Annotated in this window: 16 protein-coding genes; 9 read left to right on the forward strand and 7 right to left on the reverse strand. The window is 46.7% G+C overall.

From position 1 onward, the window contains the following. Positions 1 to 187 precede the first annotated feature (187 nt). From secB to H735_RS27205, 4 genes are all read left to right on the forward strand, one after another. Positions 188 to 652 (forward strand): protein-export chaperone SecB, encoded by a 465-nt coding sequence (gene secB, locus H735_RS27190; RefSeq protein WP_005440506.1) that lies wholly within the window; start codon positions 188 to 190, stop codon positions 650 to 652. 205 nt (positions 653 to 857) lie between these two features. Next, positions 858 to 1895, forward strand: coding sequence for an NAD(P)H-dependent glycerol-3-phosphate dehydrogenase (gene gpsA, locus H735_RS27195; protein WP_009707847.1), 1038 nt, complete (start codon positions 858 to 860; stop codon positions 1893 to 1895). Positions 1896 to 1973: 78 nt separating this feature from the next. Next, positions 1974 to 2795: a serine O-acetyltransferase gene (gene cysE / locus H735_RS27200; RefSeq protein ID WP_005440502.1), complete on the forward strand. Its 822-nt coding sequence runs from the start codon at positions 1974 to 1976 to the stop codon at positions 2793 to 2795. 26 nt (positions 2796 to 2821) lie between these two features. Then, the gene (locus H735_RS27205; RefSeq protein ID WP_020194836.1) at positions 2822 to 3970 is read left to right on the forward strand and encodes a murein hydrolase activator EnvC family protein; all 1149 of its coding nucleotides are present in this window, start codon (positions 2822 to 2824) and stop codon (positions 3968 to 3970) included. Positions 3971 to 4066: 96 nt separating this feature from the next. On the opposite strand, the gene H735_RS27210 is transcribed toward H735_RS27205, so the two are convergent. From H735_RS27210 to epmA, 4 genes are all read right to left on the reverse strand, one after another. After that, entirely contained in the window at positions 4067 to 5023 is a 957-nt protein-coding gene (locus H735_RS27210) for an acetyltransferase (RefSeq protein ID WP_020194835.1), read from the reverse strand. Positions 5024 to 5209: 186 nt separating this feature from the next. Further along, positions 5210 to 5845, reverse strand: a complete 636-nt coding sequence (locus H735_RS27215; protein ID WP_005440488.1) for a TetR/AcrR family transcriptional regulator — start codon at positions 5843 to 5845, stop codon at positions 5210 to 5212. A gap of 21 nt (positions 5846 to 5866) precedes the next feature. Further along, complete coding sequence (locus H735_RS27220) at positions 5867 to 6241, reverse strand: VanZ family protein (protein ID WP_020194834.1); 375 nt, start codon at positions 6239 to 6241, stop codon at positions 5867 to 5869. 9 nt (positions 6242 to 6250) lie between these two features. Further along, entirely contained in the window at positions 6251 to 7222 is a 972-nt protein-coding gene (epmA, locus tag H735_RS27225) for an elongation factor P--(R)-beta-lysine ligase (protein ID WP_009707851.1), read from the reverse strand. Positions 7223 to 7671: 449 nt separating this feature from the next. Between epmA and frdA the strand changes: the two genes are divergently transcribed. Genes frdA through frdD form a run of 4 tightly spaced genes read left to right on the forward strand, consistent with a single transcriptional unit; the run spans position 7672 to position 11026 of the window. Beyond that, positions 7672 to 9492, forward strand: coding sequence for a fumarate reductase (quinol) flavoprotein subunit (gene frdA / locus H735_RS27230; RefSeq protein WP_020194833.1), 1821 nt, complete (start codon positions 7672 to 7674; stop codon positions 9490 to 9492). After that, the gene (locus H735_RS27235; protein WP_005440483.1) at positions 9492 to 10250 is read left to right on the forward strand and encodes a succinate dehydrogenase/fumarate reductase iron-sulfur subunit; all 759 of its coding nucleotides are present in this window, start codon (positions 9492 to 9494) and stop codon (positions 10248 to 10250) included. Before frdA ends, H735_RS27235 begins: the two co-directional genes overlap by 1 nt. A gap of 2 nt (positions 10251 to 10252) precedes the next feature. Next, positions 10253 to 10636 (forward strand): fumarate reductase subunit FrdC, encoded by a 384-nt coding sequence (gene frdC / locus H735_RS27240; RefSeq protein WP_020194832.1) that lies wholly within the window; start codon positions 10253 to 10255, stop codon positions 10634 to 10636. Positions 10637 to 10648: 12 nt separating this feature from the next. Next, the gene (frdD, locus tag H735_RS27245) at positions 10649 to 11026 is read left to right on the forward strand and encodes a fumarate reductase subunit FrdD (protein ID WP_005440479.1); all 378 of its coding nucleotides are present in this window, start codon (positions 10649 to 10651) and stop codon (positions 11024 to 11026) included. 91 nt (positions 11027 to 11117) lie between these two features. Here the strand turns inward: frdD and H735_RS27250 are convergent, their stop codons facing one another. The 3 genes from H735_RS27250 to efp form a co-directional block, all read right to left on the reverse strand. Beyond that, entirely contained in the window at positions 11118 to 11801 is a 684-nt protein-coding gene (locus H735_RS27250) for a nitroreductase family protein (protein WP_020194831.1), read from the reverse strand. A gap of 243 nt (positions 11802 to 12044) precedes the next feature. Next, complete coding sequence (locus tag H735_RS27255; protein WP_005440474.1) at positions 12045 to 13448, reverse strand: SPFH domain-containing protein; 1404 nt, start codon at positions 13446 to 13448, stop codon at positions 12045 to 12047. 273 nt (positions 13449 to 13721) lie between these two features. After that, positions 13722 to 14288 (reverse strand): elongation factor P, encoded by a 567-nt coding sequence (efp, locus tag H735_RS27260; RefSeq protein WP_020194830.1) that lies wholly within the window; start codon positions 14286 to 14288, stop codon positions 13722 to 13724. Between the two features lie 32 nt (positions 14289 to 14320). Between efp and epmB the strand changes: the two genes are divergently transcribed. Next, entirely contained in the window at positions 14321 to 15343 is a 1023-nt protein-coding gene (gene epmB / locus H735_RS27265; protein WP_020194829.1) for an EF-P beta-lysylation protein EpmB, read from the forward strand. Positions 15344 to 15362: the final 19 nt, after the last annotated feature.

The following is a 15362-nucleotide window of genomic DNA, read 5'->3' on the forward strand; positions in this document are numbered from 1 at the left end:
AATTTTGCCAGCCTCGTTTATATAAACTGAGCAAATAGAAAGCAGTTGAAGCACTAAGTTGTGATGCTTTGCACGTAATAAGCGCTTCATCTAGTCAAGGTAGATTTGCTCAGTTAGTCTCAGGACAAACCATATTTCTGGGTTTAGATAATCCTAGACCCAACAAATGTTTATTAAGGATTTAAAAATGGCTGAAGCAGCACCACAAGACGCACAACAAAACTTTGCAATTCAACGCATCTTCCTAAAAGACGTTTCTTTCGAAGCGCCTAACTCTCCAGTAATCTTCCAAAAAGAGTGGAACCCAGACGTTAAACTAGACCTAGACACTCAAAGCCGTGAGCTTGGTGAAGGTGTTTACGAAGTAATTCTACGTCTAACTGTTACTGTTAAGAACGAAGAAGAAACAGCGTTCCTATGTGAAGTTCAACAAGGTGGTATCTTCACTGCTGAGCAAATGGAAGCAGGTCAACTTGCACATTGCCTAGGCGCATTCTGCCCGAACATCCTATTCCCATACGCTCGTGAAACTATCTCAAGCCTAGTGGTTAAAGGTACGTTCCCTCAACTGAACCTAGCGCCAGTTAACTTCGACGCGCTATTCATGAACTACCTACAACAGCAAGCTCAACAAGGCGAAGCTGAAGCGTAATTCACGTTTTGTAAGTGACGTGTTGCCCTTCATAGAGAATGAGCACACGTCATATACCTGAAGAAAATGCACAAAGCGTCCTCTCAGCGATGCAATGTGCATTTTTTATTTCTGATAAAAGTTCCTAGTTCCTAACCCCTTGAGAGCGTAAACTCTAGCGATTATGAACTAGATTCTACTAGTAGAAAGACAATTAGGCGGTAGCATGACACAAGCAAATACAAACAATGCTTACGGTAAAGACATCGCAATGACTGTGATCGGTGCTGGCTCATACGGCACTTCTTTGGCAATCTCCCTTGCTCGTAACGGCGCGAACGTCATCCTTTGGGGTCACGAGCCAGAGCACATGGCACGCCTTGAAGCAGACCGTGCCAACCACGAATTCCTACCTGGTATTGATTTCCCAGAGAGCTTGATCATTGAATCGGATTTAGAAAAAGCCGTTCAAGCAAGCCGTGACTTGTTAGTTGTGGTTCCTAGCCACGTTTTCGGCATCGTACTAAAAAGCTGTCAACCTTTCCTACGTGAAGATTCTCGCATCTGTTGGGCAACCAAAGGTCTTGAGCCTGAAACCGGTCGTCTACTGAAAGAAGTGGCGTTCGACATCATCGGTGACAGCTATTCGCTAGCGGTACTTTCTGGCCCTACGTTTGCTAAAGAGCTTGCGATGGGCATGCCTACTGCTATCTCTGTTGCCTCTCCAGACGCAGACTTCGTTGCTGACCTGCAAGAAAAGATTCACTGCAGCAAAACTTTCCGTGTCTACGCAAACAACGACTTTATCGGCATGCAACTTGGTGGTGCGGTGAAGAACGTTATCGCGATTGGCGCAGGTATGTCTGATGGTATCGGCTTTGGTGCCAATGCTCGTACCGCACTGATTACACGTGGTTTGGCAGAAATGAGCCGTCTTGGTGCTGCTCTGGGCGCACAACCTGAAACCTTTATGGGCATGGCTGGCTTGGGCGACCTTGTTTTGACTTGTACCGATAACCAGTCGCGTAACCGCCGTTTTGGTTTGGCACTAGGTCAAGGTAAAGACGTCGACACTGCGCAAGAAGAAATCGGTCAAGTCGTTGAAGGCTACCGCAACACCAAAGAAGTTTGGATGCTCTCTCAGCGCATGGGCGTAGAGATGCCAATTGTTGACCAAATTTATCAAGTATTGTATCAAGGAAAAGATGCACGCCTGGCAGCGCAAGATTTACTTGCTCGTGACAAAAAAGCCGAAGGAAAGTAGCACCCTAGCTCCCTTTGCACCTCATCTGAGAAGAATAGAAGTTGTCGGGTCACGGAAGAACCACTCAGGATATTGAGAATGAAACACTGCGAAAAACAAAAAGTCTGGAACAAAATCGTTTCAGAAGCCCGTGAGATGTCAGAGCAAGAGCCTATGCTGGCGAGCTTTTATCATGCGACCATTATTAAGCATGACAGCCTATGCGCCGCATTGAGCTATATTCTGGCCAACAAATTAAACACTGCATCGATGCCTGCTATGGCAGTGCGTGAAGTGGTTGAAGAGGCATTTGCTGCCGATCCTACTATCACGGACGGCGCAGCTTGTGACATTTGTGCCACGGTCAATCGCGACCCTGCGGTTTCTATGTACTCAATGCCATTATTGTACTTAAAGGGCTACCATGCTCTGCAAGGCTACCGAGTAGCAAACTGGTTGTGGAAGCAAGGTCGTCACGCTCTTGCGACTTACCTGCAAAATCAGATTTCTGTGGCGTGTCAGGTCGATATTCACCCTGCAGCGCGCATCGGTAGTGGTATCATGCTAGACCATGCAACCGGCATCGTGATTGGTGAAACGGCTGTCGTAGAAAACGACGTGTCTATTTTGCAGGACGTCACCCTTGGTGGTACCGGCAAAGAATGCGGTGACCGTCACCCGAAAATTCGCGAAGGCGTAATGATCGGCGCAGGTGCAAAGATTCTTGGCAATATTGAAGTCGGTCAAGGGGCGAAAATCGGCTCTTGTTCTGTGGTATTGCAAGCAGTGCCACCCCACACAACTGTGGCTGGTGTGCCTGCAAAAATCGTTGGTCGTCCGAAAACGGACAAACCTTCTCTCGATATGGATCAAGGCTTTAATGGCAAATCGCAAAGCTTTATCCATGGAGATGGTATTTAATCGTCATCTGATCCTTTGACAATAATGTGGTAGGTAACTCTCAAGTGCGAAAACAAAATCACCCAGTGCTACGCTCGGCTATTTTATTAACTTGTGCTTTATCTGCCACATATCCCCTCACCTCTTCCGCTGCCAGTCAGCAAGAGTTAAAAGGCGTTTCTAGCGAAATCAGCCGTCAGCGTAAATCGCTCACTTCTCAAGAAAAACAACTTAACGATCTGCAAAAGTCGCTTAAAGACCAAGAGCTTGGTATCTCTAAACTAGAAAGAGAAATTAAGCAAACTAAGGCAGAATTAGCGCAAGCCGATCAGAACATTAATAAGTTGGAAGAGAAAATTGCACTGCAAGAAGGCCAACGCCAAGCGCAAGAGGAAGAGCTAAAACAGCTCATTCAAACCTACTACGTGACGGAACGCGCCAAAGCCAATGGGCATCTGCTCAATGAAGGGGTTGAAGAAGATCGCATCAGTCAATATTTCCAGCACTTAGCAAAAGCACGTGCGGAGGTTATTGATGCTATTACTAAAACCACTCAAGAGTTGGCGCACAATAAAAACCAACTTGAGTTGGAAAAAGAACAGATAGAAACCTTGCTTAAGCAGCAATCGGAAAAGCGCGCGTCATTGGCAAGCACGCAATCGAAACGTAAAGGCACGCTAAGCAAGATTCAGAAAAGCATCAAAGACGACAAACGTTACCTTTCAGAACTGCAACGCAACGAAACCCGCCTAAAAGCGGAAATTGCGAAAGCCGCGAAACGTAACGCAGTACCGATGGATGGTATCGCGAAACAACGTGGCAAACTGCCTTGGCCACTCAAAGGCCGAGTCTTGCATAACTTCGGAACCAGACAGACTGGCCAAGTAAACTGGAAAGGCATGGTGCTTTCAGCAAGCTACGGTCAACAAGTCAAAGCCGTTTACCCAGGTACCGTTGTATTCGCCGAATACTTACGCGGTTATGGTCTAGTCGTGCTGCTCGACCATGGTAAAGGCGACATGACGCTCTACGGTTACAACCAAGCATTGACCAAGAAAGAAGGCGATAAGGTAACAGCCGGTGAAGTGATTGCCCTTGCGGGTGATACAGGAGGTCAAGACAGACCTTCGCTGTACTTCGAAATTCGCCGTAACAGTGAAGCGCAAAACCCGAAATCTTGGTTAAAGCGCATGTAGCTGCCGTTTATCATCGCAGTTCTAATCAGCACTATCACGACACAAAAAACAAAGGAGCCACTCGGCTCCTTTGTTGTATGTCTATTTTGGAAAATGCTATGCGTAGTAGGTTTCGACCGCATCAATAAAGGCACTAACATCATCTTTGCTTAGTGCATTGATGCCTGCCGCAGCCTCTCGGCCACCACCTGTAGGGAACTGTCCACACACCGCCACGGCACCTTGCTTGTTATTCAGTGGCGCGCGAAGAGAAACCGTGTAAGTACCGTCTGCATTTTCAGTTAATACCGCATGCGCAGAGTCTGGGGTTTGGTTCGCAAGCCAGTTGCCATAAACGCCACTGATTCGACGTGATGCTGCATTGTTTGGCAGCTCAAATAGCTTGAGCTTCGCACTCTCGTGAGTAGCAGGAACCGCCTGCGCCGCATCCATATCTTGTTGATAAGCCGATTGCAATTGGTAGTAAGGTGACGCTTTATCTGCAATCGCATCGAATGGTGAAACGTATTGCTTTAACGCTTGGTACAAGTCCGCTGGGTGAAAATGAAGGTCGTCTACTTTAGAGCCATAACCGTTGTAGTTGATTAAAGTGCCAAGCTCTTTTAGTTGTGCTTTCTGCTCTTCATTAAGTCCGGCTTTATCCGCCAATGCATCCGCTTTAGCAATCAAGTTATCGCCATAAGCAGCGGTGATCGCCCATGTATGAAAACGACCATCAAGCAGTTTATCGACAATCAATGCAGTACACATGTTAGCATCAAGATCGATGTGCGCGTCCAAATTACCGTGCTGAGGAATCTCGCCCGCTCTGTGGTGATCGGCGTAGAAAACATGCGCGCCTTGAGCCAAAGCTTGCTCTAGACCTACCATGTTCTTTTCCATTGAAATGTCCAACACTGTCAGCTCATCGCCCGCTTGCACACCCACTTTTTCCACCAGTTTGATGTCGCGCTTTACGCCCGTCACCAACTGAGCGTTGATAGGATCCGCTAAGCGCAATTGCAGCAATGCGATGATGCCATCGGCATCGCCATTAAAAATGTCGTAATTCATTGAACGATAGTTCCTTTATCGAGAATCATCTTCCACTAGAAAGTATGGAAGAGTATGAGTTCTATTGTGCGAAATGAGCACAACAAGTCAACTCAAGGAAGGAGTTGAAAATGAGAGCTGCGCTCTAAACCTTAAGCGTTGAGCCATACTCTCATTTTCTGAAATGAATAAGGAGGGAAAATAGTATTAACTGTGCAGACGACTCACTGCTTCTTCAAGCAAAAGCAACTGTTCCATGCCCTGCTCGGTCGCCACAGGTTTCACCACGTTAAGCATCTGCAACATGCCTTGTTTCACCATTAGCTCGGTAATATCGGTCTTTGATGACATCGCCGATTGGTAAGCTAACCAACTACACGCAATAAGGTGCAGCGTACAAACTAGGGATTTCAACTGCTCTTGGTCGACATTCAACAGCTTCAGCGACACAAACTCTTGCATGATTGCAATGAGGTTGGCTTGCAGCTTCTCTTGAACATCAATGTACTCATCATGTAGTTGCTCGTCTCGAGAAAGGATTTCTGGCAGGTTCGCGTAGAAAAAACGGTACTTCCACATCAGAGTGAAGATTGAATCGAGGTAACTTTTCAGCATGGTCAGGCTCTCTTGAGAGCCTTGAATTGGAGTAAAGCGTTCTAACAGTTCCGCAGAGTAAAGCGCGAAAATCTCACGCACGATTTCTTGTTTGTTGCGGAAGTGGTAGTAAAGATTGCCTGGGCTAATTTCAATATGGTCAGCAATGTGGTTGGTTGTGATATTGCGCTCACCATGTTGGTTAAACAACTCCAGTGCGGCATAAACGATTTTGTCGCGCGTTTTCATGGTTATCGTATTCCCTCTTCATTATCGAATCGAGTATAGCGACTTCACCAACCTAGGTCGATAGAGGCTCCAAATACGGTAACATAGCAGACCAGTTAGAATGCCAATCGAGTTCGCAATCAAGTCTTGCCAAGAGGTTTGGCGCCCCACATAACCTTGTAAAACTTCAATCACAGCACTGAAGAACAGAATGCTCAGAGCCACCGTCCAACGCTGACGCCAACTTGCTACGCAGAAGCAGCCCAAAAAGCCAAAACCACTGTACGCCATCGCGTGCTGCATCTTATCTAAGTACGCAATATCTCCCCAATCTTGCAACTCTCCCGAGCTCAAAGATAGGTAAGCAATTAATGTCGCGTAACTCAGTAGCACCAAACGTGCAGCGGTCAGGTTCATCATCAATCCTTAAGCAATTGGGAATGGGAAAGCAGTCACTTGGTCAATATGGTCACAACCAAGAGCCAACATGATCAGGCGATCAACACCCAACGCCACACCGGCACAATCTGGTAAGCCTGCTTCTAACGCGCCAATCAAATGATAATCGATCGGCTGTGGCTTCAGACCCATTTCCAAACGCTTAGCATTATCTTGTTCAAAGCGCGCCAATTGTTCTTTCGGGTTATCTAGCTCGTGGAAACCGTTCGCTAACTCAATACCTTTGAAGTACACCTCAAAGCGATCAGCAACGCGATTGTCTTGTGGATTGATCTTTGCCAGTGCCGCTTGCGATGCAGGGAAATCATAAACAAATGCCGGCACTTGCTGGCCAATCTTCGCTTCGACACCGATGCTGAACAGCAGTTGCAGTAAAGTATCGCGATCTTCTTCAGGCTCGGCAATGTCACTTAGCCCTAGCTTAGCCGCGACCACTTTTAGCTCTTGCATCGAGCCTTCTAGCGGGCACACGCCAAGTACGTCAATAAAGGCTTGCTGGTAAGTCATTCGTTCAGCAGCGCCGCACTTCAATACCAATTGCAGCAGATCGTCCATTTCGTCCATCAGCTTGTGGTGATCAAAGCCGATGCGGTACCACTCCAACATGGTGAATTCAGGATTGTGGTGACGACCATTCTCTTCATTACGAAACGCTTTGTTGATTTGGTAGATACAGCCACTGCCTGCCGCTAGTAGGCGCTTCATATGGAATTCAGGACTGGTCATAAAGAACAGCTTGCTGCCATCGGCATAGCCTGGGCCAACAAACTCGGTCTGGAAAGTATGCAAATGAATGTCGGTCACGGTGGCGTGACTCATGGCTGGCGTGTCGACTTCCATCACCTGTCGCTCGGCAAAGAATTGACGAATAGCGGTGATCAACGCGGCGCGTTGACGAAGTTGTTCCATAGAAGCAGTAGGTTGCCAGGTCGTTTGCATAACAAGACTCTCAATACATAAGTGAGCGAGGAAAATAGCAATTTTGTCACGCTTTGCCTAGCTCGGCGAGGGGGGATTCATCTTAATTGTATTGGTCTAAATACGAATAAAACTCGATCAGAATTGAAGCAAGCATTCCACGTTCTACAGTACAAAAAACACTCACAACTTACCCTATTATCAATGAGGGTAATGTCGTGCAACACCTGTGTAACATTGAGCAGCTTTACGTTTATCCCTCAACTGTTTCGTGCCGTGATAGCAGTCACATAACCTAGAATTTCTATGCTCTCGTGTGCATTACCGGAGAAAAAACCCAAATACATCAATTTTTCTGCCATAAGGCTCCCCTACACTAACCCTACTACTTTTGAGGGATAGCCTAAAAACGGTGCCCTCACACTCACAATAACAAGCGGATTTCCGCAATCACACACTGGAGGATAACTGTGCAAACTATCACCACAGATATCGCAGTCATCGGCGCAGGCGGCGCTGGTCTTCGTACTGCTATTGCAGCGGCTGAAGCAAACCCGGACTTAGAAGTAGCGCTTATTTCTAAAGTTTACCCAATGCGCTCCCATACGGTTGCTGCAGAAGGTGGCTCAGCAGCAGTTATCAAGGATGAAGATAGCTTAGACAACCACTTCAACGACACTGTTGGCGGTGGTGACTGGCTATGTGAACAGGACGTTGTTGAATACTTTGTAGAGAACGCGACTCGCGAAATGATCCAAATGGAGCAATGGGGTTGCCCATGGAGTCGTAAAGAGAACGGTGAAGTCAACGTACGCCGCTTTGGTGGTATGAAGGTTGAACGTACTTGGTTCGCTGCAGATAAAACTGGCTTCCACATGCTTCACACGCTATTCCAGACGTCGATGAAGTACAACAACATCAAGCGCTTTGATGAGTACTTTGTTGTCGACTTGCTTGTTGATGAAGGTGAAGTACAAGGTCTGATTGCAATCCACATGTCTGAAGGTGAACTAGTTACGATTAAAGCGAAGTCTGTCGTACTAGCAACAGGTGGCGCAGGTCGCGTTTACCACTGTAACACCAACGGCGGTATCGTAACGGGCGACGGCATGGCGATGGCTTACCGTCACGGCGTTCCTCTACGTGATATGGAATTCGTTCAGTACCACCCAACAGGTCTTCCTGGCACGGGTATCCTAATGACTGAAGGTTGTCGTGGTGAAGGCGGTATCATCGTCAATAAAGACGGCTACCGTTACCTACAAGACTACGGTATGGGCCCAGAAACTCCAGTGGGTCAACCTAAGAACAAATACATGGAACTTGGTCCACGTGACAAAGTTTCTCAAGCTTTCTGGCACGAACAACAGAAAGGCAACACCATCAAACACCCTCTTGGTGATGTGGTGCATCTAGACCTTCGCCACCTAGGTGAAGAGTACCTACAAGAGCGTCTACCGTTCATCTGTGAGCTAGCGAAAGCTTACGTGAACGTTGACCCTGCAAAAGAGCCAATTCCAATTCGTCCAACGGTTCACTACACCATGGGTGGTATTGAAACCAACGGCGAATGTGAAACTCGCATTAAAGGCCTATTCGCAGTTGGCGAATGTGCGTCTGTTGGTCTTCACGGTGCAAACCGTCTAGGTTCTAACTCGCTGGCTGAGTTCGTAGTATTCGGTCGCGTTGCGGGTGAACAAGCGGTGAAACGCGCGGCAGAATTCAAAGGCTGGAACGAAGAGTCTATCGCGACTCAAGTGAAAGCTGTAGAAGATCGCATTGCTGCTCTAATGAACCAAGAAGGTGATGAAAACTGGGCAGATATCCGTACTGAAATGGGTCACACCATGGAAGCGGGTTGTGGTATCTACCGCCAAGAAGATTTGATGCAAGCAACGATTGAGAAGATCACTGAGCTGAAAGCTCGTTACAAGAAAATCAGCATCAAAGACAAAGGCAAAGTGTTCAACACTGACCTCCTATACGCTATCGAAGTGGGTTACGGCCTAGAAGTCGCAGAAGCGATGGTTCACTCTGCAATCCTACGTAAAGAATCTCGTGGTGCGCACCAACGTCTAGACGACGGTTGTACAGAGCGTGACGACGTGAACTTCTTGAAACACTCGCTTGCTTTCTTCAAAGAAGATGCAGCACCAAGCATCGACTACAGCAACGTGAAGATCACTAAATCTCAGCCTAAAGCGCGTCTATACGGTGAAGCGGCAGAGAAAGCTGCAGCAGCTGAAAAAGCCGCTGAAGCAGAAGCGAAGAGCACAGAGGAGCAAGCATAATGTCAGCAAACCGCATTCAAAAAGTAGACATTCTGCGTTACGACCCTGAGAAGGACGCGGAACCATACACGCAAACATTCGAAGTTCCATTTGATGAAACCATGTCTGTACTTGATGCACTTGGCTACATCAAAGATCACCTAGATAAAGATCTGTCTTACCGTTGGTCTTGTCGTATGGCGATCTGTGGTTCTTGCGGCATCATGGTAAACAACGTGCCTAAGCTTGCTTGTAAGAGCTTCCTACGTGATTACCCGAATGGCGTAACTATCGAGCCTCTAGCAAACTTCCCAATCGAGAAAGACTTGATCGTTGATATGACGCCGTTCATCGAGCGCCTAGAAGCGATCAAACCTTACATCATTGGTAACGACCGCAAACCAGAAGACGGCACAAACCTACAAACACCAGAGCAAATGGCGAAATACAAGCAGTTTGCTGGCTGTATCAACTGTGGTCTTTGCTACGCAGCATGTCCTCAGTTCGGTTTGAACCCTGAGTTCATTGGTCCTGCAGCACTAACTCTGGCACACCGTTACAACCTAGACAGCCGTGACAACGGTAAAGATGAGCGCATGAAGCTGATCAATGGTGAAAACGGCGCTTGGGGTTGTACGTTTGTTGGTTACTGTTCTGAAGTTTGTCCGAAGAACGTTGACCCAGCAGCGGCAGTAAACCAAGGCAAAGTGGAGTCTTCTATGGACTTCGTAATTGCGATGTTGAAACCTGATGGTTCACCAAAGAAAGTGGAGGCATAAGGATGAGCAACCGTAAACCTTACGTTCGTGAAATAAAACGCACATGGTGGAAGAACCATCCTTTCTACCGCTTCTACATGGTACGTGAAGCAACGGTGCTTCCTCTGATCCTATTCACTATCTTCCTGACTTTCGGTCTAGGTTCATTAGTGAAAGGCCCAGAAGCTTGGCAAAGTTGGTTGGAGTTCATGGCAAACCCTATCGTGGTAGCGATCAACATCGTTGCGCTGCTAGGTAGCCTATTCCACGCACAAACTTTCTTCAGCATGATGCCACAGGTAATGCCAATTCGTCTGAAAGGCAAACCTGTAGATAAGAAGATCATCGTTCTGACTCAGTGGGCAGCGGTAGCGTTCATCTCACTGATCGTTCTCATCGTGATGTAAGGAGCTTGAGTAATGAAACCGAATTATAGTGTTAATACAGCACCGAAACGTTCTGATGAGCCAATCTGGTGGGGTCTATTTGGTGCCGGTGGTACTTGGTTTGCGATGATCACGCCAATCACGGTACTCGTACTGGGCATCCTAGTTCCACTAGGTGTGATTGATGCAGAAGCAATGAGCTACGAGCGCGTATCTGAATTCGCGACTAGCATCATTGGCGCACTGTTTATCATCGGTACGCTAGCATTGCCAATGTGGCATGCGATGCACCGTGTACACCACGGCATGCACGACCTTAAATTCCACACAGGTGTGGTAGGTAAAATTGCATGTTACGCGTTTGCAGGTCTTATCTCTGCACTAGCCGTTATCTTTATCTTCATGATTTAAGAGACCGACGGAAATGAAAAAAGCTGGCACCTCGCCAGCTTTTTTATTGCCTGCTATTTGTGTTTATCGTCAGTGCTATTCGTTTCAGGCACTATTCAATAAAGGTCGCGATTTCATCCAACGACTTTTTGTGCATAGCATGTTCTGGAATGGTCGCGTCTTCTTCCGGATAACCAGTCACAATCAACATATACGGACGGTCGACATCATTGTCTCGCCCACAAATCTTACTCAAGAAACTCATCGGCTTTGGCGTGTGAGTCAAGGTACCCAAACCGGCGTTATGTAATGCTTGAAGCAAAAAGCCTGTAGCAATCCCGACTGACTCATGCACGTAATAATTGGCTTGCTCCCCATCGTTACTCATACCGCCTTTCTTTTGCGAAAACACCGCGATCAGCCACGGCGCTTTTTCCAAATACGGCTTACTGGCATTAGTACCGAGTGGTTTCAGTGCATCTAACCATTCTTGTCCTGCTCGACCTTCATAGAAAGAACGTTCTAATTCTTCAGCGGCTTGGCGGATCTGCCCTTTCACTTCTGCACTGTTAATCGCAACAAAATACCAAGGTTGATGGTTTGCCCCACTAGGTGCCGTACCCGCTGCTCGAATGCAGTGCTCAATGACTTCTTTCGCTACTGGGCGATCAGAGAAACTTCGAATCGAATGACGGCGCTGAAGTTGCTCAAGGTTGTGTACAGCTCTTGCTGCCATTTCTTGCGGAGGGTATTCCACATAATCATTGAGTGGATGGTGTTGCTCTTGAGTCGACATAGTGCTTCCTTGCGCTTGTTGGGTGTTGATTCACTATAGCCACAAATTTCGCTCTCGCCTTTTTATCTTCATAAAATCAATGTGATATTGAGATAAAGCGCAAATATTCAGCAGTATTTCACCAACAAAAAAGAGAGGCTGATAACACGTATCAGCCTCTGCATTACTCTGATTTGTACAGCTATCAGAGCTTTTGGTCACCTATGATCTTTTTGCTTTTTTAGCTTTTGACCACCCATGATCTTATTGCTGTGTGACCTTCTTGGTTTGGTCCATTAAACCAAGAGCACCAAAGCCAGTAATCACATCAAGGTTGGTTTTCAGACCTGTCGCTTCCCCACCACCGATGTAGTTTTGTGGCATCTGCACTTGGAAGTTTTGCAGGTTGTTATACAGCGAGTTCGCCACATCTCGGTTCAGCTCTGCCAAGTACACTTCTCGGTTTGCACCCAGTGCCGCGTACTTCGCTTTCAAGACTTCCGCTTCTGCACGGCCTTTTTCAAGAATCGCTTTTGCTTCAAATTCTGCTGATAGAGCATTGGCTTTTTGAATCGCTAGGTTCGCTTCTGCAATCGCTAGCTCTTTCTCTTTTTCCACCTCAGCCAGTCGCTTGGTTTTCTCAACTTCGACGATTTCACGCTCTGCAATCTGACGTGCAACTTCGACTTCTTTTTGCTGTGCGATGATCGCAAGCTCTTTACTACGTTGAGCATCTTGTACTTCACGGGTACGTTGAATCTCTTTACGTAACTGCTCAGTCTCTGCTTGTGCTTTCGAGGTCTCTTGCTCCTGAATCGCACGGATACGGTCTGCTACTAAGCGCTTTTTATCTGCGAGCAATTGATCAAGCTGCTTCTCTGGTTGCGGGTCACCGATGGTCACCTGCGTCACTTGAATACCGTATTGCTGTAGCGGGTTATCCTGACGGATTGGTTGGCCAGTATTGTCCACTACCGGCACCGTCTTCCAAACCAATTGGTTAGTGCGTTGCAGTTGGTTCGCGTTCGACTGATTCGCGCCCACCGGAGCAAGATCTAGCTCTTCCACTTCTACCTGACGACGCTCTGTCAGATAAATACCTTCACGCAGTTGGTCTCCCAATTTGGATTTGAACTGGTTCAAGCCGCCTTGGAAAAACTCTTCACCTGTGTATTGAGTCGCGGTAATCACCGTCACGTTACGTGCATTCTTCACCAACAATGCATCAATTAGGTTACTGTTGTTGCGGAACTCTTTATGCATCTTCTTCACCGCTTCTGGGTCATTACTTAACTTGAAGCGGAATGTCACTGGGATCTGACCAATGTAGGTATCGGCAAAGCGAACCTGAATCGCATCAAGGCGTTGATAAAAATCTTCGCCCTTGCTGTTACCAAATGACACGGTGATCACTTGGTCATACTTGGTAATCTTGGACAGAAACGGCATGCGAAAGTGAATGCCCGGCTCTGTGAATACGTCCAATTCACCAGTGATGTTGTTCTGATGCACATAGCTGTAACCCGCATCGGTCATCAGCACTGAGCTGTTAATCGTTAAGCCTATTGCCAGCAGCGGAATACCAAATACGGCTGCTTTCAATCCTTTATGTAGTAACTGACGTCTCTCTTCCACCTTTAAACCTCGTCCTAAGCCTCTGCTTTCCATTTTGTTCTCCTTATTGGATTGTCATTGAGTTAAATCGATAAAAATCAAATTGCTATGCAACTCGCTGACAACGAGGACTAATGTATCAAATTGTTACATTAAGAAATAATCGAAAGATTCATGAAGTAAATAAGATTTTTACGAAAAATACAAAATCATCAGAAATTTGCGGAAGATATCGATTTTTTGCACAGAGGCATCAAGGAAAGGTAAATGACGGGCAATAAAAAAGGCCGCCGAAGCGACCTTTTCAATCAGAAAGTCTAAGGTGAATTACTTCACACGACCTACGTATTCACCAGTACGAGTGTCAACTTTGATCACTTCGCCGATTGCGATGAATAGTGGTACACGTACTACAGCGCCAGTTGATAGTGTTGCTGGTTTACCACCTGTACCTTGAGTATCACCTTTCAGACCTGGATCTGTGTCAGTAACTTCTAGTTCAACGAAGTTTGCTGGAGTAACAGTAATTGGGTTACCGTTCCAAAGCGTGATCATACAAGTGTTGTTTTCTACCAACCACTTAGCGTTTTCACCAACCGCTTTCAAGTCAGCAGCGATCTGCTCGAAAGTTTCGTTGTTCATAAAGTGGTAGAATTCGCCGTCTGAATATAGATAATCTAGGTCGATATCCATTACGTCTGCCACTTCACAAGTGTCACCAGACTTGAATGTTTTCTCTAGCACTTTACCAGAAAGAAGTTTACGAATTTTAACGCGGTTGAACGCTTGGCCTTTACCTGGTTTAACGTATTCGTTTTCCAGAATTACACAAGGCTCGTTATCAAGCATTAACTTAAGGCCGCCTTTAAATTCATTGGTGCTAACTGTAGCCATTTTTTCCTCTTACATTCTTAGAGCTAAATTCAATGCCGCACATAATAACCCGAAAAGTCGAATCTGTTGAGCAAAACTGGCTCAAACAGTTAGCGAATGGGATCTCCGATCCTGCAAAATTGCTGGAAATGTTGGAAATCGATCCTTCACCGTGGCAGGACGGGTTCGCTGCGCGTAAGCTGTTTGCACAGCGTGTACCGCAAAGTTTTGTCGATAGGATGGAAAAAGGCAATCCTTACGATCCACTTTTGCGCCAAGTATTACCTTTGAACGAAGAGTTTGAGGTACATGAAGGCTATTCGAATGATCCTTTGGAAGAGCAAGACAACGAGCTGCCTGGATTACTGCACAAATACCGCAATCGCGCATTGATGATCGTGAAAGGTGGTTGTGCGGTGAATTGCCGTTACTGCTTCCGCCGCCACTTCCCATATCAAGAGAATAAGAGTGGCAAACAGGCGTGGACGAAGTGCTTGGAGTATATGGCGCAACAACCAGAGCTCAATGAAGTGATCTTCTCTGGTGGCGATCCTCTGATGGCGAAAGACGATGAGATTCACTGGCTACTTGAACACATCGCAAAAATCCCACACATCAAACGCCTGCGTATTCACAGCCGTTTGCCTGTGGTGATCCCTGCACGTATTACCGATGAATTATGCCACCTACTTCGCGCTTCTCGTCTACAGATAGTATTGGTGACGCACATTAACCACGCCAACGAAATCAACGCTGAGTTTGCTGCTCAAATGGCGAAGCTAAAGCAAGCTGGTGTCACTCTGCTTAACCAAGGTGTACTGCTAAAAGACGTTAACAATAGCGTTGAAGCACAGGTTGCGCTAAACGAAGCGTTATTCGATGCTGGTATTTTGCCGTACTACTTGCACGTTTTGGATAAAGTCCAAGGTGCAGCGCACTACTTTGTTTCCGATGAAGAAGCCAAAGAAATCATGCGCGGTGTGATCACGCGAGTTTCTGGCTACCTAGTGCCTAAGTTGACCCGTGAAATTGGCGGTCGCCCAAGTAAAACACCGCTGGATCTGCATCTAGAATAAGTTGCTTGCCGTATAAAGA

The sequence above is a fragment of the Vibrio owensii CAIM 1854 = LMG 25443 genome, from assembly GCF_000817815.1.
Lineage (GTDB): Bacteria > Pseudomonadota > Gammaproteobacteria > Enterobacterales > Vibrionaceae > Vibrio > Vibrio owensii.

Coding starts and splice junctions, on each gene's coding strand:
- secB (WP_005440506.1), top strand. CDS start 188: ATGGCTGAAGCAGCACCACAAGACGCACAACAAAACTTTGCAATTCAA.
- gpsA (WP_009707847.1), top strand. CDS start 858: ATGACACAAGCAAATACAAACAATGCTTACGGTAAAGACATCGCAATG.
- cysE (WP_005440502.1), top strand. CDS start 1,974: ATGAAACACTGCGAAAAACAAAAAGTCTGGAACAAAATCGTTTCAGAA.
- H735_RS27210 (WP_020194835.1), bottom strand. CDS start 5,023: ATGAATTACGACATTTTTAATGGCGATGCCGATGGCATCATCGCATTG.
- H735_RS27215 (WP_005440488.1), bottom strand. CDS start 5,845: ATGAAAACGCGCGACAAAATCGTTTATGCCGCACTGGAGTTGTTTAAC.
- H735_RS27220 (WP_020194834.1), bottom strand. CDS start 6,241: ATGAACCTGACCGCTGCACGTTTGGTGCTACTGAGTTACGCGACATTA.
- epmA (WP_009707851.1), bottom strand. CDS start 7,222: ATGCAAACGACCTGGCAACCTACTGCTTCTATGGAACAACTTCGTCAA.
- H735_RS27235 (WP_005440483.1), top strand. CDS start 9,492: ATGTCAGCAAACCGCATTCAAAAAGTAGACATTCTGCGTTACGACCCT.
- frdC (WP_020194832.1), top strand. CDS start 10,253: ATGAGCAACCGTAAACCTTACGTTCGTGAAATAAAACGCACATGGTGG.
- frdD (WP_005440479.1), top strand. CDS start 10,649: ATGAAACCGAATTATAGTGTTAATACAGCACCGAAACGTTCTGATGAG.
- H735_RS27250 (WP_020194831.1), bottom strand. CDS start 11,801: ATGTCGACTCAAGAGCAACACCATCCACTCAATGATTATGTGGAATAC.
- H735_RS27255 (WP_005440474.1), bottom strand. CDS start 13,448: ATGGAAAGCAGAGGCTTAGGACGAGGTTTAAAGGTGGAAGAGAGACGT.
- efp (WP_020194830.1), bottom strand. CDS start 14,288: ATGGCTACAGTTAGCACCAATGAATTTAAAGGCGGCCTTAAGTTAATG.
- epmB (WP_020194829.1), top strand. CDS start 14,321: ATGCCGCACATAATAACCCGAAAAGTCGAATCTGTTGAGCAAAACTGG.